Source organism: Flavobacterium hibernum, from assembly GCF_000832125.1.
Classification (GTDB): domain Bacteria; phylum Bacteroidota; class Bacteroidia; order Flavobacteriales; family Flavobacteriaceae; genus Flavobacterium; species Flavobacterium hibernum.
Genome location: NZ_JPRK01000011.1, coordinates 395375 through 419196 on the forward strand (window position 1 = coordinate 395375; position 23822 = coordinate 419196).

Here is a 23822-nt window from a genome sequence, read left to right on the forward strand (position 1 = left end):
AATTATGAAATGTTTTTTCATCTTCTTATTTTTAAGCATATTTAACTGTTATGGACAACAAGTATCTGAAATAAATAAAATTCTAAGAATACCAAACGCATTAGAATTTGAAAAAGAAATTCGTATCTATAAAGATTATTCTACATCAGAAACGATCAAAATATTGCGAATGTATGACGAAGGAAAAGACAATTGGATTGTACAAATATTTTGGTATTCGAAAAGTTTTAACAGCGTAACCAAGATTGATCAAATACAATTTCCTAAAGAGAATCTAGGAAAATTAATAGCAAAAGATGCAAACTTAATATGGTTGAATTTACTTTTGACCAATATTGAGTTTCTTCCAAGTATGGAAAGTATAGAATACAAATTAAATACTCCATATATAGATTTAGAAAAGGGAGAACAAATAATTGCCAGAAGAAAGACAAGTATTATTGACGGAAATGGATATCAGGTTTATATCAGAAACGGAAAAATTAAGAATAACTTTTCTTTTAATAACGCTGAATCATATTTAAAACATTTTCCAAAAGTTGATGAATTAGTCTCATATAATGAATTATTATCAATCTTAAAAAAAGAGTTTAATCTCTAGAAGATTGATCACATATAAATAAAGAATGAACAAAGGAAAATTAATTGTTTTCTCTGCACCCTCAGGATCAGGAAAAACAACTATAGTAAGACATTTACTTGGGAAAGAAGATTTAAATTTAGAATTTTCGATCTCGGCGGCCTCACGCGAGCCACGCGGAGAAGAAGTTAACGGAAAAGATTATTATTTTATTTCGTTAGAAGAATTCAAAAAACACATTAAAGCCGAAGATTTCCTGGAATGGGAAGAAGTTTATCGCGATAATTTTTACGGTACCTTAAAATCTGAAATTGAAAGAATCTGGGCTTTAGGAAAAAACGTAATTTTTGACATTGATGTTGCCGGCGGATTACGTATCAAACATAAATTTCCGGAACAAACTTTGGCTGTTTTTGTAAAACCACCAAGCGTTGACGAACTTAAGCGTCGACTAAAGCAACGCTCTACCGAAAGTGATGATAAAATAAACATGCGAATTGCAAAAGCTTCGGTTGAGTTAGCAACTGCTCCTCAATTTGATACTATAATAAAAAACTACGATTTAGATACCGCTAAAAAAGAAGCGTATCAATTGGTAAAAGCTTTTGTGAACAAAGACTAGAAACTTCATAAACCAATACTATTTTACATTAAGAACCGTTAGCATTGATGTAAACCGCTATTAATATTTGTATTATGATTAATTTATTTGAAACAAAAAGAAACGAGAACTACCTGAGTATTGTTATTCTTGTAATTAGAATATCAATTGCAGGATTAATGATTTCTCATGGATTGTCTAAACTGAATATGCTTTTTGCCGGAGGCGAAATTGATTTTCCCGATCCGATTGGAGTAGGAAAAACTGCGTCTTTAACTCTTGCTGTTTTTGCAGAAGTAGTATGTTCTTTCCTTCTTTTTATTGGTTTAGCCACAAGATTAGCCACTTTACCACTAATAATTACGATGCTAGTTGCCGTATTTATTATTCATGGCGCTGATCCAATCGACGTTAAAGAAATGGGAATTCTATATTTGTTATTTTACATACTTCTTTTGGTTACCGGAAGTGGTAAATTCTCTATTGATTATTTGATTTCAAAAAAGAATCGTTACTAAGCTTTTTTAATACCAAAGATTAATTTGAATGTAAAAAATACTATTTAAATTATGAAAAAACCTCTTTTATGAAGATAGGCCTTTATTTCGGAACGTACAATCCCATACATGTTGGTCATTTAATCATTGCCAATCACATGGCTGAGTTTGCTGATTTAGATCAGATTTGGATGGTTGTTACACCTCATAATCCGTTAAAAAAGAAAGCTACTTTATTAGATGATCATCAGCGTTTACAGATGGTTTTTTTAGCTACTGAAGATTATCCAAAAATCAAACCTTCAGACATTGAATTCAAATTGCCACAGCCAAATTACACCGTAAATACTTTGGTTCATTTGCACGAAAAGTATCCCACTCATGAATTTTCATTAATTATGGGTGAAGACAATCTAAAAACGCTTCATAAATGGAAAAATTACGAAGTAATTTTAGATCACTACGATATTTATGTTTATCCAAGAATTTCTGAAGAAGAAGAAAACATCGAATTAAAATCGCATCCAAAAGTTCATGTTATTGATGCTCCAATTGTAGAAATCTCTTCTACTTTTATCCGAAACAGCATTAAGGAAGGAAAAAACATCCAACCCCTTTTACCTCCAAAAGTTTGGGATTATATAGATCATAATAATTTTTACAAAAAATAAAAAAGCCTGATTGTTTAAATTACAATCAGGCTTTTTTATTACAATTTCAGCAATTTACTGTACCGTAATAGTTCTTTGTGGCGTCATACCGCACGTATCATCTCCTTTTTTAATACTCACTTCGGCCTTAACTACATAACTACCTGCAGTACTATAGGTATGAGAAACCTCTTTACCAGCCACAGGAGCTGTCCCATCACCAAAATTCCAAGTTACTGCTTGCACAGTTCCACTTCCTGCATAAGTTAATGAAAAATTAATCTTCTTAGAATTAGCTGCATCTGGTGTATGCTCAAGTTTAACTAATACTGATTCCCCTGTACAATCGACTATGGATTCTAGTGCTTTACTACAAGAATTACCTATAAAGGCCATAGAAGCTAATATTAAAATTATTGCAAATTTTTTCATTTTATTAGATTTATCTGTTTTGAAACTCAAAATTATTACTAAAAAAAACAAAAAACAATGATTTCAATCATAATCTGTTACCAAAAAACAACTTTAATTCTTTTGAAATAACCTCAAAAAATGAATTAACATTATTGTTTTTAGCCGCCAGTAAATACACAAATTCCTCAGGTACGTTGTAGCTATTCCATAATAACTGCAATTTATTTTCTTTAATATATTTTCTTGCGTTACAATTCCAAGTTATAGCCACACCAGAATTTCTGGACAACATTTCTAACATTTCAGATTCTGACGGAATTATGTAATTAGGAACCAAGGAGGGTCTTTTTTTATTAAAAGCATGTAGCCAAAACACTTTTATATGCGGAATTCGAGCATCATGGCTATACCATTTTTGCGCGTTGAGCCATTTTTCAATTTCGGTAAAATTATCCGATTTTAACACTTGACGAAAATCTGTTATATCCAAACTTGTTGGAGCAACCATTATCAATTTAATCTTCCCAACGATTTCATAAGTCGTATCAAAAGTATCAAACCTTTTGGTCGTAATTGCAAAATCAAGTTTTTTAGCATCAACCAACTCAAAAAGTTCATCATTTTCGGCAAAAGTAAAATCGATTAAATCGAACTTTCCAATTAAAAGATTTCCAATGCAGTCAAAAAGATGCCTCGAAATCCCAACGGAAATTAATCTATTGGCATTCTCAGCTTTAGCTCTAAAACTATTCTCAACATTCTCAAGTCTATCAAGCGCATCAATAATTAAATTATTGAGTAACTTAGCGTATTCTGTTGCTTCGACACCTTTTGATTTTCGATTAAATAATTTATTTCCCACATGCGCTTCCAGCATAGAAATTTGCTGGCTAACGGCAGGCTGACTCATAAACAATTCTTTGGCAGCGATCGAAAAATTACCATTTTTATAAACCGCTTTAAATGTTCTGTACCATTCAAGATTTACCATGATATAAATTTATTTATAACAAACATAGTTTATTTTATTTTTACTGATATCACATTAACCGTAAATTTGATCAAAATTTAAACTTATGAAAAGATTAGCATTACTTACAATTATAGCATTCACAGCTTTTAGCACATCAGCTTCAGCTCAAAAATCAACTAAAAAAGGTATGAAAAAAGTATTATTTGTTGTTACCAGTAACGATAAACTGGGCAATACAGGAGAAAAAACAGGATTTTGGTCAGAAGAATTTGCTGCACCATATTATGAATTATTAGATCAGGGAGTCGAAATTACTATTGCAACTCCTCTTGGGGGGCAGCCACCAATTGACCCAAAAAGTGCAGATCCAGCCTCAGCAACAGAAGACACAAAACGTTTTGATGCAGATAAAACATTACAAGAAAAACTAAAACACACACACAAACTTTCGACTATTAATCAAAAAGATTACGACGCTGTGTTTTATCCTGGAGGACACGGGCCACTTTGGGATTTAGTTGAAGACAAAAATTCAATTGCTCTAATCGAATCTTTCTACACGCATAACAAACCAGTTGCTTTTGTTTGTCATGCTCCTGCTGTTTTGAAAAACGTAAAAGTAAATGGCGAATACTTGGTAAAAGGTAAAAAAGTAACCGGCTTTACGAATGAAGAGGAAGAAGCAGTTGGTTTAACTAAAGTTGTTCCTTTTTTACTAGAAGATGCTTTGACAAAAAATGGAGGTAAATTCTCAAAAGGTCCAAACTGGCAACCTTATGCAGTCGAAGATGGACTTTTAATTACAGGACAAAATCCAGCTTCATCTAAATTAGTGGCTGGTAAATTATTGAAAAAATTGAGTAAATAAGGTTCTAAGTAAGTTTCTAAGTTACTAAGATTGAAATATCTTTAAAGAAAACTTAAAAACTTAGTATCACAATAAATATTAATAAAAAGATATCAAGTTGCTAGGATCAAAAACTAAGAATCTTAGCAGCTTAGTATCTCACAAACTTAAAAAAAAATGCTAAACTTTGAATTATACAATCCGACGAATTTAATTTTCGGAAAAGGACAAATTGAAAAACTTTCGACTTTAGTTCCAAAAGATGCCAAAATTCTATTGGCTTACGGTGGTGGAAGTATTTTTAAAAACGGAATTCACGAACAAGTCATCAACAATTTAAAAGGTTTTGATATTGTTGAATTTGGCGGAATTGAGCCAAATCCGCATTTTGAAACTTTAATGAAAGCGGTTGAAGTTATTAAAGCCGAAAAAATTGATTTTATATTAGCTGTTGGCGGCGGATCTGTGATTGATGGTGTTAAATTTATTTCGGCAGCAGTAAATTTTGATGGAAACCCAATTGATATTTTACAAAAACGTTTGCTGATTAAAGAAAACGCGATGCCTTTTGGAACTGTTTTAACTTTGCCTGCTACAGGAAGTGAAATGAATTCTGGAGCTGTTGTTACAATTCAGGCAACTCAAGAAAAATTGGCCTTTGGCGGAAGCGCAATGTTTCCTAAATTCTCAATTTGTGACCCAACGGTTATTGCATCTTTACCAAAAAGACAATTACAAAATGGCGTTGTAGATGCATACACGCACGTAATGGAACAATACTTAACATATCCACACGAAGGATATTTGCAAGACAGAATCGCCGAAGGTATTTTACAAACTTTAATTGAAGTAGGACCAAAAGTGGTAGAAAATCCAACAGATTATGCTTTGGCTTCTAACTTTATGTGGAGTTGTACGATGGCGTTAAACGGATTGATTCAAAAAGGTGTTCCATCAGATTGGGCAACACATATGATTGGTCATGAATTAACTGCTTTGTACGGTATCGATCATGCTAGAACTTTAGCTATTATTGGTCCAAGTTTATACAATGTTATGTTTGATACTAAAAAGGAAAAACTAGCACAATACGGAAGACGAATTTTTAATCTAACAGGTTCTGATGATGAAGTTGCAAAAGAAGCAATAAACAAAACCGTGGAGTTTTTTCACACTATGGGAATGGACACTAAATTATCGCAATACACAGATGATTATAGTAAAACTGCCGACTTTATAGTAAAACGTTTTGATGAAAGAGGCTGGAAAGGTTTAGGCGAAAAACAATTAATTACACTAGACAAAGTAAAATCGATTGTGGAGTTAAGCTACTAAATATAAAAATTCCAAATTTTTTAAATTCCAAATTCCAATGATCTTTGTGTTATTGGGATTTGTTTTTTTTTTATTTGGGATTTAAATTTTAATACGAGACGAGTAGAATTTGAAATTTCAAAAAAAAGGCGTTCTTATCTATTATAGGAACGCCTTTTTACAATACTAAAACAAAACTAACTAACTCAATTCTTGCTAAACTCATTAAATTCTAATTTATAAGTAGTTACAACGTAAGGATTGTATTTTTATTGTACAAATTGTAAAATATTTTTATTTTATTTTTAAACCTCCTGAAAACCATTACTTTTAAAGCTGAAACCTAAATTTCTTAAAACAGTTTTTGTATTATTACTACTTTATTAAGTACTTTTGTTTTAAATTATTAAAAAAATGAGCGAAAAGTTAAAATTTGCAGTAATTGGAGGTGGAAGCTGGGCAACGGCAATTGCAAAAATGCTATGCGTTAATCAACCTGAAATTGCTTGGTATATGCGTAACGATGCTGCAATCGAGCACATTCAAAAATACAAACACAATCCAAATTATTTAAGTTCGGTAGAATTTGATACTCAAAAACTTAAATTAACCAATAATATAAATGAAGCAATTGAATATGCTGATTATGTAATATTCGCCATTCCATCTGCTTTTTTAGATGCTGAACTAAAAAACCTAACGGTTTCTTTGGCAGATAAAATCATCTTTTCAGCCATTAAAGGAATTGTACCAGAAACGAGCTTAATTGTTGGAGAACATTTCCATATTCAATACGACATCCCTTATTATAATATTGGAGTTATTACAGGTCCATGTCACGCTGAAGAAGTAGCATTAGAAAGACTTTCGTATTTAACAATTGCTTGTGGAGATCCAGAAAAGGCATCTGTTGTTGCAAAATCTTTATCCGGAAATTACATCAAAGCCAAGATTTCTGATGACATCATTGGTACTGAATATGCTGCAATGCTTAAAAACATTTATGCAATCGCAGCCGGAATCGCTCACGGTTTAGGTTACGGAGATAACTTTCAATCGGTTATGATGAGTAACGGAATTCGTGAAATGAAAAAGTTCATTAGAAAAGTGCACAAAATGAAACGTAACATTAATGATTCGGCTTATTTAGGCGATTTATTGGTTACAGGATATTCGGTTTTTTCGAGAAACAGAATGTTCGGAAACATGATTGGAAAAGGTTACACGGTAAAAAGTGCAATGATGGAAATGAGCATGGTTGCCGAGGGTTATTATGCTACTAAAAGTGCATACAAATTAAATCAAGGCTATGGTGCCAAAACTCCAATTATTGATGCTGTTTATAGCATTTTGTACGAAGGAAAAGACGCAAAATCTGTCTTTAAAAAATTAACGGAATCTCTAGATTAAGTTAATCAATCAATTAGGTTTACTACATTAAAATACAAAAGAGTCAGGGAATACTATTTTCTCTGACTCTTTTTCGTTCGTGTATATTCAATACTTCAGAAACTCTGCGTTTTCTATTACGCCTTGACCGTTGCAAAACATAAAAACAGGAAACAATTCAATACTTTTACTGCATCTTTCTGCTTTATTTTGCCATAAATTTAAAATACACTAAGATTTAACAAGAATTACTGCCTAAAATTATTTTCCTCTAATAATTTTTTCTTAAAAAAATTACAACATCACTCCTACAAATCTTAAATAACACAAAACACTAATAATCAGATAAATAATTCTAAATAAATTTCAATTCAAACGTTTTCTTTAAATAAAAAAAAATCTATTTTCTCACAATAGCATTTTCCTCCCGTTAATAAAATCATAATTTTTTCATTGCTACACAATGATTATTTGATAGATTTGCGCACTATTTTTATTTATTCTAATTAAGAACAATGCGTTTTATTTTATTTTTTATTCTCGTATCGAGTGCCGCTTTTTCTCAAAAAGTTATTACAGGTAAAGTTATAGATAAAGAAACTTCTGCACCATTATTAGGTGTTTTTATACGTGATACTAAATCTGAAAATTGGAGTATTTCTGAAAAAGATGGGACTTTTAGAATTATCATTCCATACAACCAAGACATAGAGTTAAATTTCTCTCTTTTAGGAAAAATGGAATCTAATAGAGTCTTAAAAAATGACCAGAATTATATTCTTGTTACCCTTGAAGATAATACACTTCGATTGAAAGAAGTTGTTGTTACAGCCAACAAGCAAAGACAATATTCTGAATTGACCTTAGGCACAAATGCCATAAATAATGTTCAGGCTTTTACGCTAGATGATGTTTTACAACAACTTCCGGGACAGACTACTACAGATTTTAATTTGAACTCTTTTAAAAATATTATTTTCCGTACTGCTACAAATACTTCATCTCTAAATTATCAGATGAAAGCTTTTGGGACATCATTTGTAATGAATGACATACCAATTTCTAACAACGAAAACATGCAGGCTTTTAATCCTAATTCCGGTTTAGGAAATGCTTTTGGAACCCCAACAAACATTTTCACTAATCCAAATTCTGGTATTGATTTAAGAGAAATTTCAACAAACAATATTGAAGAAATAAAAATTATACAAGGAATTCCCTCAGCAAAATATGGGGATTTGACCTCAGGTTTAGTTTTAATTACAACTAAAGTTGGAAGTAGTCCTTATCGCGTTTCTGCCTCTATTAGAGATGCTACATCTGAGTTAAATCTAACAAAAGGTTACAGATTTAATACAAACAATTCTATGAATGTTGGCTTGAATTATTTAGATTCTAAAGCAGACGCGAGAGATAATTTATTAGACTATGAAAGAATTAATGGAAACATATCATGGCAGTATAAAAACAATAATTCTACCGTAAAAAACACATTAACCACAAATTTTAGGATGAATCTGGATGATGCTAAAGCTGATCCTGATGATATTAGTGCACAAGTTGTTAGAAACCAGAAAAAAGGGTTTTCGATTTCAAATAACTTAATGTGGAAACCTAAAAATTTATGGGTAGATGGTATCAATGTGAATACTAGTTTTAGTTATGACAAACAATTTTCCAGAAGAGAGCGTTGGGTAAATGTACCGGCTTCGGCAGCAACAGATTCTTATGAAGAAGGTATTCATGATGCTGTTATTGTACCTTCTCAATACACTAGTGTAAGTACTGTTGAAGGTATTCCGATCTCGACATTTTTGACTTTGGAAACCACAAAAACTTTGACAAATAAAGCAGGATGGATTCATAGTTTGGTTTTTGGAATTTCTAACAGAACGAGCACAAATAAAGGAGCAGGAAGAAAAAATGAGGTCACAGGTTTACTAAATTTTTATACGCTTAACAGGGAAGGTTCTAGTGTATTGGCATACAGAGATTACAACTTTAATAACACCAAAACAGAAAATCAAATTTCGGCTTACGCGGAAAACAGAATATTTAAGAAATTTGAAAACAATCAAATTTTAAATATTGATCTGGGATTAAGATTCGACAATCAGTTAGGAAATTTGCTGCTCCAACCCCGAATCAACTCTTCTTTTTCCTTTAATAAAGCATTGAGAATTAGGGGTGGATTTGGATTATCGTCAAAAGCTCCTTCATTAAATCAATTATATACTGGTGATCGTTATTTAGATAAACTTATTGGAACTGGTATCTATACTTATCCGGGAGTTTATCAAAAAGCATGGATCCAGACCATAATCACTCCCGGAGATAACTTAGACTTGAAACCAAGTAAATCATACCGTACAGAAGCTGGCTTCGATCTTACTCTTCCATTTGCTGGTATAAATGTGACAGGATATTATAATAAATTATTCAATGGTTTTGTAAGTCAGGATATTCCAGTTTACAGAGTAATTCCTAAAGCAGAAGTTACCATAGTAGGAACTCAGGTACCAACCTATCAAATTGTAGGTACTGAAAACTTTTACTATTTCAATCATAGTATTACAAACCAATCAACATCTGAAGATAAAGGTATTGAGACTACTGTAAATTTTAGAAAAATAAAACCTTTAAATCTCGACATCAGCTTTAATGCATCTTACGTGTACACCAGCGATTTTTCAGATTCTCAATATTATCTTGCTTCTACCAATTTATTATCTCCAGAGAGATATGGTGTTTATAAAACCAGACCTACAAATCAGGATAATTTTACATTGGGCTCAAACTTTAATTATCATATTCCATCGGTAGGACTATTAATCTCTGTGCGAACGGAACATATTCTGGCTCAGAACAAAAAACAGAATGTTGGCGATTTTCCTGATGGTTACTTAGACAGTCAGTTTATATATCACGAAATTCCTCTAGCAGACAGATCCAGTATTCAAAAATATGGACATCTCATAAAAGAACTCCCAGAGATACAAACTAAACTACAACGTCCTATACACAACTTTCATTTACGTATTTCAAAAGATTTTCAGAACGGTTTTGGTATATCCTTTTATGCTACAAATTTCTTAAATCTTAAGCCAACTTATTTCAATGTTACTAACCAAAGAACTTTGAGCACTACAGCCGATTTCTCGTTTGGAACTAAATTAAACTACGAATTTTAAACTAAATATATATCACCATGAAAAAAACATTCCTTTTTACTATAATTCTAACATTAGGATTACTAATGCAATCTTGTAGCAATAATGAAGATGAGGCATTAAAACCAGTTAGTTTTTCTATTTCGGTTAAATATGATGAAACTTTCAATAATCAAATCACTAAAAGTTCAAGCGTTACGATCGTTAACAATGAAACCGGAAATAAATATACCGTAAAATCAGACGACAATGGTGTTGCTCAATTTAATCAAATACTACCGGGAACTTATTCTGTTTCGGCAACTAAAGTAATGCAATCAGCCGAGTTTAGCGATACCTTTGGATACACTCCTACAGAAACCGAAATTAATTTTAATGGTTCTCAAAGTGGTTTATTAGTAAACAACCTAACAGTTACTGTCAACATTGTAATGAAAACTTCTAAAGTAGGAGATTTTGTCATCAAACAAATACATTACGGAGGTTCTGACACTCAAAAAGGAGCTTCTATCAGAGATCAATTTATCGAAATCTACAACAATTCAAATACTGTTCAATATGCAGACGGATTATACATTGCGCAATTGTATGGTTCATTTACTACAACTGTTTATACTTATACTTTGGCTAATGGGCAATACGATTGGAGTAAATCGGCCGAGATGACTATTGGTGACAAAGCAAATACTGATTACGTTTATGCTTCAAATATTTTTGTTATTCCGGGCGACGGAACAAAATATCCTGTACAACCTGGTAAAAGTCTTGTACTTGCACAATCTGCAATAAATCACAAATCTAATTATATGGATAACTCAGGTAAATCTGTGAGTATTTTAAATCCTGAATTGACATTAGATTTAAGTAATGCTGATTTTGAAGCTTTCCTAGGAACATTTTTAGGTGATACCTACCAATACGACATTCAGAATCCGGCTGTACCCGATTTAGGTATTGCTTATTGGGGAAATAAAAATAAAGATATGATCTTGGATACAAACGGAAGACAAGGTTATGCCATTATTAAAATGACAAATACTGATTTTGCTGCTCTAAAAAAATATAAAAATCCAAAAGGAGATGCAACTTTATATTTACAAGTCCCAAATTCAGCAATTGTAGACGGTGTAGACACGACAAAAGATTTAGGAGCTGGTTTTATTCCTAAAAAGTTAGCTACTCAAATAGACGGAGGAACCACTTATTTGCCTTCTGGTTTCTTCTCTTCTAAATCAGTAATAAGAAAAACTAAAACTACAATTGCCGGAAGAATCATTCTACAAGACACAAACAATTCAAGTAATGATTTTGTCGAAATAACTGCAAATCCAAGAGGATTCAACTAAAAATTTTCATTAATGAAAATCAAAAATTTCAAAGATTTTAAAATTAAAAGTAATGCCCTGAAATATTGGGCATTACTTCTTTTCTTTATTTCAAATATCTATTTAATACAAGCACAAGATAGCATCGTTATTACAAATCAGATTTTTGACAATCAAATTAAAAATCAGATTTTCAAATATCCAATTGCATATACGAATCAAAACATCAAAGATTTTACTTTTACCGAAGTGTCTTATGAACATCAGCAAAATGAATTTGCCAGAAAACAAATTGCGAACGAAGTAAATACCTATCAGTTTTTAGCTCAGGGACATTTTACAACAAAATCAAAATGGAAATTGTTTGGTGATTTCTCTATTAGAAAAATCGAAGAAAAAAATGTTGGCTGGGTACTTTCAGAAGATAGATCAGAAAATCAAGAAGTTATTATGCCACATTACTTTTTTGTACCAAGAAAGGCCGATTGGCAAAATCAGGTTTATAAAGTAAGCGGAGGTTTCTCGAAAGAAATTACCAATCATTTATCAATTGCATTTAAAGGCGATTATCTTGCAGAAAAATATAGTCGAACATTAGATCCAAGACCTCAAATTACAAATAGAAAATTAAGCGGTGAAATTCAAATTGGATATCAAATTACCGCCAACCAAAAAGCGTTCGTATTAGGTAATTATGCCCAAAACATCAAAGATTACGTTTATACCTATAACAATAAAAGTTTAAATTTTGAAGCATATCCAGAAACTTATTTACGATTTAATGCTGGTTATGGCAGGATCTTAAATTACTTTAAATCTGACCAGGAAGGCTATAAATTTACATATGAAGAGCTAACTGATAAGATTGGTCTAGGATATACCTTTTCGAACAAAAACACAATATTAACTGCACTCTATTACAATCAAAACTCGAATACAATTTTTTACACCAGTGTTTTTAACCTTCAGGAATATCAAAGAATGAAACTTGACACAAAAATCAATCATGCTGAATTATTTGCTTTTCATAAATGGAATAAAAAAGAAATTAAATCAACTCTAAAATTTGACAAAAGCGAAGCTCGTAATTTTGATGTGAAAAATAACGGATACAACTACAAAAATGCCTTAAAAACAGTTGATTGGTTAACTACTGTTTCAAAAAAAACAACATCAAACATTGACTATTTATTTGGATTGGATGTTATTTACAAACAAAACCAATACAATGATATCATGGCAATAACAGATATTGAAATAAATTCGCTTAATACGGGAATTTTTGGAAGTCGAGACTTTGCTTTTAAAAAGAGTAAACTAAACACCGCTGTAAGTTTTAATATGTATTTTCCATTACCATCATCTAAACTTGAATATTACGACACCTCGGGCGGAAGTAGTGCAACTTTTTTTAATGAAGTTATCATACATGATTATGTCGTAAGCACAACAAATTATTTTGCTCCTGCAATACGATTAGAATATAGCTATCCGGTAAAAAACAATAAAACAGTCGTATTCTTTACCAACTTAAAAGAAAAACTAGCTCTAAAAAAACAAAATAATTACAACGCCATTATCAACACCAATACAACTTATTGGATTCAATGTGGTGTACAATTAAATTACTAAAAATGAAAACAAAGTTTATTGCCATTGGGATAATGGTACTATCACTTATTATTGTTTCTTATGCTAAGATTGATCCAACGCTTTCTATTTCCGAATTAAAAAGGCTATACAGCAGCGGAGATTATCAAAAATGGCCAAAACCAGAAGTAGATTCTCTAGTTTATGCTCAAGGTTTTGAAGATATTGGAACTTTAGGCAAACCTGAATTTCCAGAAAGCAACCCGTATACCGAAGAAAAAGCTGCATTAGGTAAGATTCTATTCTTTGATCCTAGATTATCAAAATCAGGGCAGATTTCTTGTGCCAATTGTCACGATCCCGAATTGAATTGGGGCGATGCCAGAAGAGTTTCTTATGGAGAAGGAAGATTACAAGGTATTCGAAATTCTCCTAGTTTAATGAATATTGCTTATGCGAAAATTTTCTTTTGGGATGGTAGAGCAGCAACGCTAGAAGATCAGGCAAGCTTTCCTATAAAAGATACTAAAGAAATGAACTTTCATATTGATCTTGCCACGAAAAGACTAAATAAAATAAAAGGTTACAGAACACATTTTCAAAAAGCTTTTGGAAAAGAGAAACTCAATCAGGAAGAAATCTTAAAAGCCATTGCCACTTTTGAAAGAACCTTAATAAGTCCGAAAAGCAGATTCGACAAATTTGTCGCGGGCGATTCTACACAACTAAACAATAAAGAAGTTCAAGGTTTGCACCTATTTCGTACCAAAGCACGTTGCATCAATTGTCACAATACGGCTAATTTCTCTGATAATAAATTCCATAACATTGGTCTGACTTATTACGGAAGAGAATATGAAGATCTTGGACGTTATAACGTGACTAAAAAAGCCGAAAATGTTGGCGAGTTTAAAACGCAGTCTTTACGTGGGGTAGCACAAAATGCGCCCTATATGCACAATGGTTTATTCCCAAATTTACGTGGTGTTTTAAACATGTATAATGCCGGGATGCCACAACCAAAGAGAAAAGAAAGTCAACAAAATGATACTTTATTCCCAACAACGTCTAAACTCATTCAAAAACTAAAATTAAACGCATCAGAATTAGATGCACTAGAAGCTTTCATTACAAGTTTATCAACTGGTGCCTACAAAATGCGCCCGCCCGAGTTACCGCAATAGGTTTTAGTATTCAGTCGCAGTTTACAGTAAAAAGTAAAAAAGTCGGGAATAATTAAAAATTATTCCCGACTTTTTTATGGACCATTGAATTGAATACTGCGACTGTAAACTGCGACTGAAAACTACTCTACTTCACCATCACTCCTTCAACAAAAAGAATTGGCACTTCTTCCGTATCGTTTTCGTTTATTAAGTTTGATTTGAAGATGAATTTCTTGTCGTATAAAGTGTTTCCGATGAAAAAAGTTACTGAAAATTCGTTATTTAAAACCAATAGACTTTTTTCGATCATTTCGATTTTTACTACTGAAACAGCAGGAACCTCAACAAATGCATGACGTAAAATAGATGTTTTTTTCATTTCACCATCAATAGTTCCAAAAGCTTTTGAAACCACCATAACGCTATCTATATTAAAATCGCTGTCGTTTACAAGATAAGCATACCACACTTTCTCCATAAAATCGTCGCTCCATTCCTGAACGGCGGCTAGAAATACATTTTGCATTTCCGGGATTGTTATATCTTTTTTCATATTACTCAAAAGTTTAAAAGTCAAAAGTCATAAAGTCGAAAATCATAAAGTCATTACTTTGAGACTTTCGACTTTCGACTTTATGACTTTTGACTTAAAATTAAATATTTGCTTTGAATTGCTCTAAGAAACGTACATCATTCTCGTAAAACATACGAATATCACCAATTTGATATAGTAACATTGCAATACGCTCTACTCCCATACCAAAAGCAAAACCATTATATTCATCAGGATTAATATCGCAATTTTTAAGAACATTAGGGTCAACCATTCCGCAACCACCAATTTCTAACCAACCAGTTCCTTTTGTAATACGATAATCTGTTTCGGTTTTTAAACCCCAGTAAATATCAATCTCAGCACTTGGTTCTGTAAACGGGAAATATGACGGACGTAGACGAATCTTAGATTTACCGAACATCTCTTTAGTAAAATAAAGTAACGTTTGTTTTAAATCTGCAAATGAAACTTCTTTATCAATATATAATCCTTCTACTTGATGGAAAATACAGTGCGAGCGCGACGAAATAGCTTCGTTACGAAACACACGTCCCGGAGAAATCGTACGAATTGGCGGTTTATGATTTTCCATGTAACGCACCTGAACAGATGATGTATGCGTACGCAATAACACATCAGGATTGGTCTGAATGAAAAATGTATCCTGCATATCACGCGCAGGATGGTATTCTGGCAAGTTCAATGCCGTAAAATTATGCCAGTCGTCTTCGATTTCCGGACCTTCGGAAACGTTGAAACCAATGTTGGCAAAAATATCTATAATTTGATTTTTAACAATCGAAATAGGGTGGCGAGAACCAATAATAACAGGTTCTGCAGCACGCGTTAAATCGCCAAAAACTCCTTTTGTTTCTTGTTTGCTTTCTAATGCTTCAACAATTGCTTTTACTTTATCTTCAGCAGCTGTTTTTAAAGCATTTATGACTTGTCCGAATTCTTTTTTCTGATCGTTTGGTACGTTTTTAAACTCGGCGAAAAAATCATTTAAAACTCCTTTTTTTCCTAAGAATTTTATACGAAATGCTTCTAGCTCCGCCGCGTTTTCAGTTGAAAAAGCTTGCGCTTCACCAATATAATCTTTTATCTTATCTATCATTTTCATTCAATAATTGAGAATACAAATTTAAAATAAAAAAGTGAGATGTTAGAGGTTAGACGAAAGAAGTATTCTTAAACTTTATCCTCGCTTTCTCACCCAAATCTAAAATCTGCACTCTAAAATCTAAAATCACTATTCAATAAGTTCTCTTTCTAAAAAATAACTTACAATCGCTTCTTTCATTAAAACAGATTGTTCTCCGGCTTTTAATGATGGTAATTCTTCTTTTACTTTGTAATGCGGCCAACCTTCGGCATCAAAAAAATCGAATTCATAAAATCCGTAAGGCTCTAATAATCGGCAAATAGCGATGTGCATTAGGTTTAATTTTTCATCTTTTTTGAATTCACGATGTACTTTTCCGAGTTCCTGAACTCCAATTAGGTAAATTATGGCATCCAAATCTAAATCTTCTCCTTGCGAAAATTGATTTGAAAGTATATTGACGAGCTTTTCCCAACGCTCTTTTAGTTGTGTATCTCTTGACATTTTATTTATGATTTTAAATTTTAGACTTTAGATTGAACAATGATTTAACGATTATTTAAATCTAAAATCAACAATCTAAACTCTAAAATTTTTATTGCAAAGATACGGACTTCAAAGCCAAAGACCTTAAAAAATATAGACATAGAAAAGTTGCTAAGATACCAAGGAACTAAGTGAATGAGTTTTTACCTAAAAAAACCTCTGAACCTTTGCAACTCTGAACCTCTGAACCTAAAAAAAGATATATATTTGCGCCTCAATAAAACGACAGAAAATATGAGTTTTTTAGATATTATTTTGGGAGCACTTTTAGCTTTTAGTTTATACAAAGGCATCAAAAATGGTCTTTTTGTAGAAGTTGCTTCTTTTGTTTCTTTATTATTAGGAATTTATTTAGCGATAAAATTTTCTTCCCTAATGAAAGAAATTATTATGAAACACGTTTCCTGGAATCCAAATACAATTCAGGTTACTGCTTTTATTCTAACTTTTATTTTGGTTGTAATTGGTGTTTATTTCCTAGCAAAAATCCTTACCGGAATTGCCGATTTTGCTTTCTTAGGTTGGGCAAATAAACTAGGCGGAGGTTTTTTCAGAGTTTTAAAAACAATTTTGATTTTAAGTGTTATTATTGTTCTTTTTGAGAAAATAAACTTCAATAATATGCTCGCAAAACAGGAAACACTAGACAAATCTATTTTTTACAATCCGATAAAAAAGGTTGCTGCTTTTGTTTATCCTTCTATCGAGAAATGGTATGATAGTTTTAAAGAAGAGCATGCTAAAGCTTCTGAAGAAAAAACCAACGAGACTTCTGAAAAAAAGTAATTTCCGCAACGATTAAACCCGACAGATTTTATCCCGAGGCTTCGGGACTGTCGGGTTTGACAAAGATTGAGTTTAGAACTATTCTACCAGTTTATTTCCAGCGTTTCTCCTTTTTTCAAGGTGATATCTTGTTTTTTATCTCCGAAAATTAATGTTGTTTTTCCTCCTATTTTAGAAGAAATTAAAGTTTTATCCAGTTTTTTATTACTCCAAGACATTTCGATTTCAAATCCTCCTCTGGCACAAATTCCTTTTACATTTCCTGTTTCCCAAGAATCTGGCAAAGCTGGCAATAATCTGATTTCATTTTCATTAGATTGAACTAACATCTCGGCAACGGCCGCAGCTCCACCAAAATTTCCATCGATTTGAAACGGCGGATGTGCATCGAATAAATTAGGATATGTTCCTCCTCCTCGTCTTGGTTTCTCGGTTTTCTTTCCGTCTGGATCAACATATCTTAATAATTCTCTGTACATTTTGTAAGCGCGATTTCCGTCCCAAAGTCTTGCCCAAAGATTTATGCGCCACCCTTTTGACCAACCTGTTGTTTCATCTCCTTTTATTTCGAGTGTTTTCTTAGCGGCTTGGGCTAATTCTGGAGTTTTTAATGGCGTAATTTGATCGCCCGGAAATAATCCAAATAATTGCGATTGGTGACGGTGTTGTGGTTCTTCGTCATTCCAATCAAAATACCATTCTTGTAAATTTCCTTTTTTACCAATTTGATACGGATGGAATTTAGAAAGTGCTTTTTCGAGCTTTCCTCTAAATTCATTGTCTATATTTAAAACTTTTGAAGCATTAATTGTATTCTCAAAACACTCTCTAATCATGGCTAGATCTGCAGTTCCTCCGTACATTGTTGCTCCAATAAAACCATCTGGTGCAATGTATTTATTTTCCGGAGAGGTTGACGGCGACGTAATTAAATTTCCGTTTTTATCTAAAACCATCCATCCTAAAAAGAATTGTGATGCGCCTTTCATAATCGGATAACCTTCCTTTTTTAGGTAATTTTTATCTTGTGTAAAAACATAATGCTCCCAAATATGTGTGCTCAACCAAGCTCCTGATAATGGCCAACAAGCCCAACTTGGGTCTTCTTTTCCAAAGTTTCCAACAGGATTTGTCATTGCCCAGATATCAGAATTATGAGCAGAAGCCCAGCCCTCATTTACACCATAGAAAGTCTTTGCCGTTACTTTTCCGGTAACTGAAAGGTTTTTAATAAAACTTAAAAGTGGCAAATGCATTTCGGATAGATTGGTGTTTTCTGCCAACCAGTAATTTTCTTCCAAATTGATATTCATGGTGTAATTACTGCTCCAAGGCGGATTTAGATATGGATTCCAAAGTCCTTGCAAATTGGCAGGAACTCCTAAAGTTCTTGAACTACTAATCAGTAAATATCGTCCGAAATTAAAATATAATATTTCAAGATTTTTATCTTCTTTTCCTTCTGAATATCTTAACAAACGCTCGTCTGTTGGTAAATCTGGTGCGGTTGTTTTTCCTAAATCTAAAGTTACTCTATTGTAATATTTCTGATAATCGGCAATATGAGTTTCTTTTAATTCATTGAATGGTTTTGCAAAAGCTTTATTCAGCTTTTGTAGTGCAATTGATACATCATCTAATCCTTCAATTGCTGGGTTTTTGTCAAATCCATTAAAACTTGTGGCAACAGAAACATAAATAATAGCTTCCGTCGCATCTTTTAAGCTTAAAGATTCTCTGGAACTTGTGATTTTTCCGTCCGTTTTTTTGATTTGGATTAAACTTGTAAATCTTGTCCCTCTTTCTTTTACTTCCAGGTATTTTGGCAAAACTGTATATCCGGGATTTTCATGAATTGGAGCAACTCCGGTCATTACCAAAATATTATTTCTTACTTCAACATTTGATTTTAGTAAACTCTTTAAAGTAATATCAAAATTTAAACCTCCTTTTACACTGCTTGTCAATTTGATTGCCATAATTTGATCTGGTGCCGACACAAAATATTCACGGGTAAATTTTATACCGTTCATTTCGTAACTAACCCTTGATACTGCATTCGAAATATCTAATTCTCTATGGTAATTAACTGCTTTTCCTTTCTCGGAATTATTGATTTCTAATGTTCCCAAAGGCGAATACGATTCGGAGTTTTTACCTTCAATTTTTTTATTTAATTCTTCTGCTAGTTTGTAGTTTTCGTTTTTAAGGGCTTCACGAATTGCCGGAAGATTTTTGTAAGCTTCTGGATTCATGTTGGCATTTACGGGTTCGCCCGACCAAAGTGTGATGTCGTTTAAATAAATTTTATCGGAGTTTGCACCACCAAAAATGGTTGCTCCCATTTTTCCGTTTCCTAAAACCAGACTTTCTTCAAAAAATTCCGCGGGTTGATTGTACCACAAAACTTGCTTGGATTGCGCGGTTATGTTTGTGTAGAAAAAGGAGAAAACAAAAACAAAAAGTGCTTTTTTTATGAAGTTTAAGTTCATACGATATGTTGTTTTTAAATTTTGAATTAACCCAGAAACTTGGGATACTTCCACAATATTAATTTGTTATTGTGAAACATCGCACAAATACCCTCCAGTTTTTTTCACGAGATTTAAATTGATTGTTAAATGTAATCTTGATTTACATCTTTATTATCAGAATATTTAAACTCAATTTGTACGCGTGAGGGATAGGAGCTAGCTACCGAAGTAGCGCGGATAGCCCGACCGCATCCTGATAAGAGGGCGCATACACGCAAACTAAATTTACCCTCTTATCAGGATGCGGTCACGCCCAAATAATCATTGTAAATTTTATTTCGAACTTAATTCGTCGCTTTGTAAATGAAATTCTTGAACGTAACCTGACCTTCTCCAACGGAAGAAAGTCCTAAACGAAGACTCATAAAACCACTTAAAACATTGTGATTAAAGGACGATACTTCGGCTGAATTTTCAATTTTTATCCATTCTTTTCCGTCAATGCTATAAAACATATTCACGAGTTGTTGTTGTTTTTCTAAGCGAAGAAATAAATGCTTTTTGTTCACTCCTTTTTGAGTAGGGAATTGCCATGATCGTAATATGGCTAAAACATTTTGACTGTCTGCCGCAATACCAGTGTACAATTTTGTGTCGTAAAAAAGGATTAATCCCGCTGTGGCATTTCCTTCAATCTCGACCTCAACTTCTGCGGTATACGAATGGTCTGATGGTGTACATAAAAGCGGAGAACTATTGCCAATATTGTTGCCTTTTGCTTTTATTGTTATTCCGCTTGGTGTTATCTTAAATCTTTCGGCATCATAATGATCAAAAAATTGCCATTGTGGTCGAAGTTCTGTTCCAGAAAATGTATCCGAAAGTGTAAAGTTGCTTTTGGTTGTTTTTCCTGCTGGCTTTTTTATTGGTTCTTCGGTTTTGATGTTTTCAGGACTTTTAAACCAACCGTCATTTGTCCATTCTGCAGGTTGTAGCAGTGTTTGACGCCCCATATTGTAATAACCATTTTCGTAACCGTGAAAAACCATCCACCATTTTCCGCTAGCATCGTCTATTAATGTTGCGTGTCCTTTTGACCACCATTTTTCTAAACTGTCGTTAGTTTTTATAATTGGATTATAAGGTGAGTTTTCCCAAGGTCCTAAAGGCGATTTTGATCTGGCTGATATTACCATATGACTTGTAGCTGGCCCAGCGGTACCGCCTTCTGCAACGGTTAAATAATAGTAATTTCCATGTTTTAGCACTTTTGGACCTTCCATACAAAAACATTCTATAGACCATTCTGTTGGAATTTTCCATCCGTCGTAAACATGTTTTCCTGCTCCACTAACAGAAAGTCCGTCCTTAGACAACGGCACATAATCGCCATTGCTAAAATAAAGGTAACGATTGCCTTTTTCGTCTGCGAAATGTCCCGGATCGATATTACCAATTTTTAAATCTATAGGATCACTCCAAGGTCCATTTATATTATCGGCTGACACTACATAATTGGTTTCGTTTGCCGGAAAATAGATGTAAAATTTATTGTTGAATTTTACTAAATCAGGTGCCCAAACAGAACCAACACTTTTTTTAAGCGCGTGTGTTACGGGTTTCCAATTTATTAAATCCTTCGATGTCCAGATTAATAATCCAGGGTAATAATTGAAGGATGAATGTACGATATAGTAATCTTCACCATCTCTAATTATGGATGGATCTGGATAATCGCCTGCAAATATTGGGTTTTGATAAGTGTCATCACTCACTTTTGCGTTTTGTTGCTGCGCATGGAGTGTAAGCGAAATTATGCCTATGAATAAGTAAACAGCTTTTTTCATCATGATATTTTATTTACTGACTTTATACTTTTCGTTGGCGGTAATCATTTCCCAATTATCGGTTCTGAAAGGCGATGCAGGAAATTTTTCTTTGTTGTAAAGATTGATCTCAGTATCATCGTCTGCCCAACCGTAACGTACAGCTACGGGATTTTTTACATTTTCGCTTGAAACTATAATCGTGTTATTCTTGATTATCGCTTTCGCGGAATGAAAAACTTTGTCGGCTCCTGCGATTTCCAATCCTTTTACGTTGTCTGTATTATCTGAAGTTGATAATCCACTCCCGATGTTATCAAAACTTAGAATGATTTTATCTCCTTCTACTTTCTGAGCTTTATAAGTTGGTCCGCTGTAGATTTGCTTTTTACTGTAAACATTATTGAGCGCAATTGCAGCCAGACGCAAACCAACGTCTTGTTTGTTTGTTGGATGAATGTCTTTGGCATTTCCAATATCTGTGGTTACGGCCATTCCTGTATTTGGCAATTTTAGGGTTTCGGCTTGTGCTTCGCGCAGTTCTGCCCAACGGCTTCCTACTTTACTATTTCCGTTCTGTTCATTGAAAGTTGATAATTGAACGAAATAAAAAGGGAAATCACCTTGCTTGAATTTTGTTCTCCAATCTGTAATCATCAACGGAAATGCCTTTTTGTATTGATTAGCTCTCCAAACATTGGCCTCGCCCTGATACCATAAAACGCCTTGAATTGCATATGGAACTAACGGATTTACCATTGCATTGTACAATAACGATGGATAGCTATTTGGCGATAATGACGTTTTGACTACAATAACTTTGTATCTCCATTTTCCGTCAAGCGGAATTATTTTAGTTCCAAGAATTAATTTTAAATCGGCAACATCACCATAAATTCCCCCGCCTCCGCTGTTATCGACAATTCGTATGGCAATTGTATTTGTTCCTTCTTTCAGGATATTTGTTGGAATTTCATAAACACGTTTAGCATCCCATTGTGTATTTTTACCTACTTCGATTCCGTTTACATAAGTTATGTCTTCGTCATCAATTTTTGTAAGACTTAAAATTGCTTTATTTTTGATGTCTTCTGCTGAAAGGGTTATTGTTTTTCGCATCCAGACTACGCCATCTAAATCGCCTAAAGATTGATTTTCCCATAATCCGGGAACACTGAGTTCGCCCCAAGAGGAATCATTGAATGATGATTCTTTAAACGAAATTTCATTTGCGGTACTTACTGGTGTTCCCTGAATTTTTTCGACTCTTTCTTTCATTGATTTTGCATACAATTTTGAAATAGAATCGATATTTAATGTTGGAACTTCGGCAATCATGGTTTTAAAATCATCGCTTTTTTGAAATGCTTCTCGACTTGTCCAGGTTTCTACATTGGTTCCGCCCCAAGAGGTATTGATGATCCCGATTGGAATTTTTAATTCGGCATATAATTTCTTAGCAAAATAATATCCCACTGCTGTAAAATTACCAACTGTTTCTTTGCTTGAAATTTCCCATTTTCCGGCTTTTAAATCGTCTTTTGGTTTTCCGCTTAAATCCTGCGCTACGCCAAAATGACGAATCATTGGATAATTAGAATCGGCTATTTCTTTTTCGGCATTCTTAGTTTTAGAAACCTGAAATTCCATGTTTGATTGTCCGCTACAAATCCAGACTTCACCAACCAAAACATCTTTTATAATGATTTTATTTTTTCCTGTAATAACTAATTCAAAAGGTCCACCGGCTTTTTCGGCTGCTAATTTAATTATCCACTTTCCGTTTTTATCGGCTTGTGTAGTTTTGGTTTGTTTGTTAAAATGTACCTCAACTTTTTCATTAGCATCGGCCCAACCCCAAACCGGAATTTCTTTGTTGCGTTGCAAAACCATTCCGTCAGAAAAGATTAAAGGCATTTTGACATTAGCGTTTGACATTATGCTAATCATCAAAAAAAGAAAGATTAGATTTTTCTTCATTTTGTTTTATGGTTTAAACCACATAAGTGATAT

Annotated in this window: 20 protein-coding genes; 12 read left to right on the plus strand and 8 right to left on the minus strand. The window is 33.1% G+C overall.

Going from position 1 to position 23822, the window contains the following annotated elements; genetic code table 11:
* Positions 1–4 precede the first annotated feature (4 nt).
* From IW18_RS14595 to nadD, 4 genes are all read left to right on the plus strand, one after another.
* Positions 5–601, plus strand: coding sequence for a hypothetical protein (locus tag IW18_RS14595; RefSeq protein ID WP_041518609.1), 597 nt, complete (start codon positions 5–7; stop codon positions 599–601).
* A 25-nt stretch (positions 602–626) separates the two neighbouring features.
* Positions 627–1202, plus strand: coding sequence for a guanylate kinase (gmk, locus tag IW18_RS14600; protein ID WP_041518610.1), 576 nt, complete (start codon positions 627–629; stop codon positions 1200–1202).
* A 74-nt stretch (positions 1203–1276) separates the two neighbouring features.
* Positions 1277–1699: a DoxX family protein gene (locus tag IW18_RS14605; RefSeq protein WP_041518611.1), complete on the plus strand. Its 423-nt coding sequence runs from the start codon at positions 1277–1279 to the stop codon at positions 1697–1699.
* 68 nt (positions 1700–1767) lie between these two features.
* Positions 1768–2349 (plus strand): nicotinate (nicotinamide) nucleotide adenylyltransferase, encoded by a 582-nt coding sequence (gene nadD, locus IW18_RS14610; RefSeq protein WP_041518612.1) that lies wholly within the window; start codon positions 1768–1770, stop codon positions 2347–2349.
* Between the two features lie 54 nt (positions 2350–2403).
* Here nadD and IW18_RS14615 read toward each other — a convergent pair whose 3' ends face one another.
* Positions 2404–2724, minus strand: a complete 321-nt coding sequence (locus IW18_RS14615; protein ID WP_160113211.1) for a PKD domain-containing protein — start codon at positions 2722–2724, stop codon at positions 2404–2406.
* Positions 2725–2827: 103 nt separating this feature from the next.
* Entirely contained in the window at positions 2828–3733 is a 906-nt protein-coding gene (locus tag IW18_RS14620) for a LysR family transcriptional regulator (RefSeq protein WP_041518614.1), read from the minus strand.
* A gap of 85 nt (positions 3734–3818) precedes the next feature.
* Here IW18_RS14620 and IW18_RS14625 point away from each other — a divergent pair, with 85 nt between their 5' ends.
* The 7 genes from IW18_RS14625 (at position 3819) to IW18_RS14655 (ending at position 14534) form a co-directional block, all read left to right on the plus strand.
* Positions 3819–4583, plus strand: a complete 765-nt coding sequence (locus IW18_RS14625; RefSeq protein WP_174232051.1) for a type 1 glutamine amidotransferase domain-containing protein — start codon at positions 3819–3821, stop codon at positions 4581–4583.
* A gap of 156 nt (positions 4584–4739) precedes the next feature.
* Entirely contained in the window at positions 4740–5897 is a 1158-nt protein-coding gene (locus IW18_RS14630; protein ID WP_041518615.1) for an iron-containing alcohol dehydrogenase, read from the plus strand.
* Between the two features lie 393 nt (positions 5898–6290).
* On the plus strand, positions 6291–7286 hold the full coding sequence (locus IW18_RS14635) for an NAD(P)H-dependent glycerol-3-phosphate dehydrogenase (RefSeq protein ID WP_041518616.1): 996 nt from the start codon (positions 6291–6293) through the stop codon (positions 7284–7286).
* Positions 7287–7780: 494 nt separating this feature from the next.
* A complete protein-coding gene (locus IW18_RS14640; protein WP_041518617.1) occupies positions 7781–10456 on the plus strand; it encodes a TonB-dependent receptor in 2676 nt (891 codons plus the stop codon).
* Positions 10457–10473: 17 nt separating this feature from the next.
* Complete coding sequence (locus IW18_RS14645; protein WP_041518618.1) at positions 10474–11781, plus strand: DUF4876 domain-containing protein; 1308 nt, start codon at positions 10474–10476, stop codon at positions 11779–11781.
* A gap of 12 nt (positions 11782–11793) precedes the next feature.
* Complete coding sequence (locus IW18_RS14650) at positions 11794–13392, plus strand: DUF6850 family outer membrane beta-barrel protein (protein WP_041518619.1); 1599 nt, start codon at positions 11794–11796, stop codon at positions 13390–13392.
* Positions 13393–13394: 2 nt separating this feature from the next.
* Positions 13395–14534, plus strand: coding sequence for a cytochrome-c peroxidase (locus IW18_RS14655; RefSeq protein ID WP_041518669.1), 1140 nt, complete (start codon positions 13395–13397; stop codon positions 14532–14534).
* A gap of 127 nt (positions 14535–14661) precedes the next feature.
* On the opposite strand, the gene IW18_RS14660 is transcribed toward IW18_RS14655, so the two are convergent.
* The 3 genes from IW18_RS14660 to IW18_RS14670 form a co-directional block, all read right to left on the minus strand.
* Positions 14662–15069, minus strand: a complete 408-nt coding sequence (locus tag IW18_RS14660; protein ID WP_041518620.1) for a hypothetical protein — start codon at positions 15067–15069, stop codon at positions 14662–14664.
* Between the two features lie 100 nt (positions 15070–15169).
* Positions 15170–16189 carry a phenylalanine--tRNA ligase subunit alpha gene (gene pheS, locus IW18_RS14665; protein ID WP_041518670.1) on the minus strand — a complete coding sequence of 340 codons (1020 nt, stop codon included), beginning with the start codon at positions 16187–16189 and terminating at the stop codon, positions 15170–15172.
* Positions 16190–16324: 135 nt separating this feature from the next.
* Entirely contained in the window at positions 16325–16681 is a 357-nt protein-coding gene (locus tag IW18_RS14670) for a hypothetical protein (protein WP_041518621.1), read from the minus strand.
* Positions 16682–16957: 276 nt separating this feature from the next.
* Between IW18_RS14670 and IW18_RS14675 the strand changes: the two genes are divergently transcribed.
* Positions 16958–17509, plus strand: a complete 552-nt coding sequence (locus IW18_RS14675) for a CvpA family protein (RefSeq protein WP_041518622.1) — start codon at positions 16958–16960, stop codon at positions 17507–17509.
* An 83-nt stretch (positions 17510–17592) separates the two neighbouring features.
* Here the strand turns inward: IW18_RS14675 and IW18_RS14680 are convergent, their stop codons facing one another.
* From IW18_RS14680 to IW18_RS14690, 3 genes are all read right to left on the minus strand, one after another.
* Positions 17593–20001, minus strand: coding sequence for a glycoside hydrolase family 95 protein (locus IW18_RS14680; RefSeq protein ID WP_041518671.1), 2409 nt, complete (start codon positions 19999–20001; stop codon positions 17593–17595).
* A 326-nt stretch (positions 20002–20327) separates the two neighbouring features.
* Entirely contained in the window at positions 20328–21833 is a 1506-nt protein-coding gene (locus IW18_RS14685; RefSeq protein WP_240475563.1) for a family 43 glycosylhydrolase, read from the minus strand.
* 6 nt (positions 21834–21839) lie between these two features.
* Positions 21840–23789, minus strand: coding sequence for a sialate O-acetylesterase (locus IW18_RS14690; RefSeq protein ID WP_041518623.1), 1950 nt, complete (start codon positions 23787–23789; stop codon positions 21840–21842).
* Positions 23790–23822: the final 33 nt, after the last annotated feature.

What these genes read in the sequence shown, in the direction of transcription:
- IW18_RS14670 (WP_041518621.1), bottom strand. Translation starts at nt 16,681, where the DNA reads ATGTCAAGAGATACACAACTAAAAGAGCGTTGGGAAAAGCTCGTCAAT.
- IW18_RS14635 (WP_041518616.1), top strand. Translation starts at nt 6,291, where the DNA reads ATGAGCGAAAAGTTAAAATTTGCAGTAATTGGAGGTGGAAGCTGGGCA.
- IW18_RS14655 (WP_041518669.1), top strand. Translation starts at nt 13,395, where the DNA reads ATGAAAACAAAGTTTATTGCCATTGGGATAATGGTACTATCACTTATT.
- nadD (WP_041518612.1), top strand. Translation starts at nt 1,768, where the DNA reads ATGAAGATAGGCCTTTATTTCGGAACGTACAATCCCATACATGTTGGT.
- IW18_RS14625 (WP_174232051.1), top strand. Translation starts at nt 3,819, where the DNA reads ATGAAAAGATTAGCATTACTTACAATTATAGCATTCACAGCTTTTAGC.
- IW18_RS14640 (WP_041518617.1), top strand. Translation starts at nt 7,781, where the DNA reads ATGCGTTTTATTTTATTTTTTATTCTCGTATCGAGTGCCGCTTTTTCT.
- IW18_RS14685 (WP_240475563.1), bottom strand. Translation starts at nt 21,833, where the DNA reads ATGATGAAAAAAGCTGTTTACTTATTCATAGGCATAATTTCGCTTACA.
- IW18_RS14650 (WP_041518619.1), top strand. Translation starts at nt 11,794, where the DNA reads ATGAAAATCAAAAATTTCAAAGATTTTAAAATTAAAAGTAATGCCCTG.
- IW18_RS14645 (WP_041518618.1), top strand. Translation starts at nt 10,474, where the DNA reads ATGAAAAAAACATTCCTTTTTACTATAATTCTAACATTAGGATTACTA.
- IW18_RS14615 (WP_160113211.1), bottom strand. Translation starts at nt 2,724, where the DNA reads ATGGCCTTTATAGGTAATTCTTGTAGTAAAGCACTAGAATCCATAGTC.
- IW18_RS14595 (WP_041518609.1), top strand. Translation starts at nt 5, where the DNA reads ATGAAATGTTTTTTCATCTTCTTATTTTTAAGCATATTTAACTGTTAT.
- gmk (WP_041518610.1), top strand. Translation starts at nt 627, where the DNA reads ATGAACAAAGGAAAATTAATTGTTTTCTCTGCACCCTCAGGATCAGGA.
- pheS (WP_041518670.1), bottom strand. Translation starts at nt 16,189, where the DNA reads ATGATAGATAAGATAAAAGATTATATTGGTGAAGCGCAAGCTTTTTCA.
- IW18_RS14630 (WP_041518615.1), top strand. Translation starts at nt 4,740, where the DNA reads ATGCTAAACTTTGAATTATACAATCCGACGAATTTAATTTTCGGAAAA.
- IW18_RS14605 (WP_041518611.1), top strand. Translation starts at nt 1,277, where the DNA reads ATGATTAATTTATTTGAAACAAAAAGAAACGAGAACTACCTGAGTATT.
- IW18_RS14680 (WP_041518671.1), bottom strand. Translation starts at nt 20,001, where the DNA reads ATGAACTTAAACTTCATAAAAAAAGCACTTTTTGTTTTTGTTTTCTCC.
- IW18_RS14620 (WP_041518614.1), bottom strand. Translation starts at nt 3,733, where the DNA reads ATGGTAAATCTTGAATGGTACAGAACATTTAAAGCGGTTTATAAAAAT.
- IW18_RS14660 (WP_041518620.1), bottom strand. Translation starts at nt 15,069, where the DNA reads ATGAAAAAAGATATAACAATCCCGGAAATGCAAAATGTATTTCTAGCC.
- IW18_RS14690 (WP_041518623.1), bottom strand. Translation starts at nt 23,789, where the DNA reads ATGAAGAAAAATCTAATCTTTCTTTTTTTGATGATTAGCATAATGTCA.
- IW18_RS14675 (WP_041518622.1), top strand. Translation starts at nt 16,958, where the DNA reads ATGAGTTTTTTAGATATTATTTTGGGAGCACTTTTAGCTTTTAGTTTA.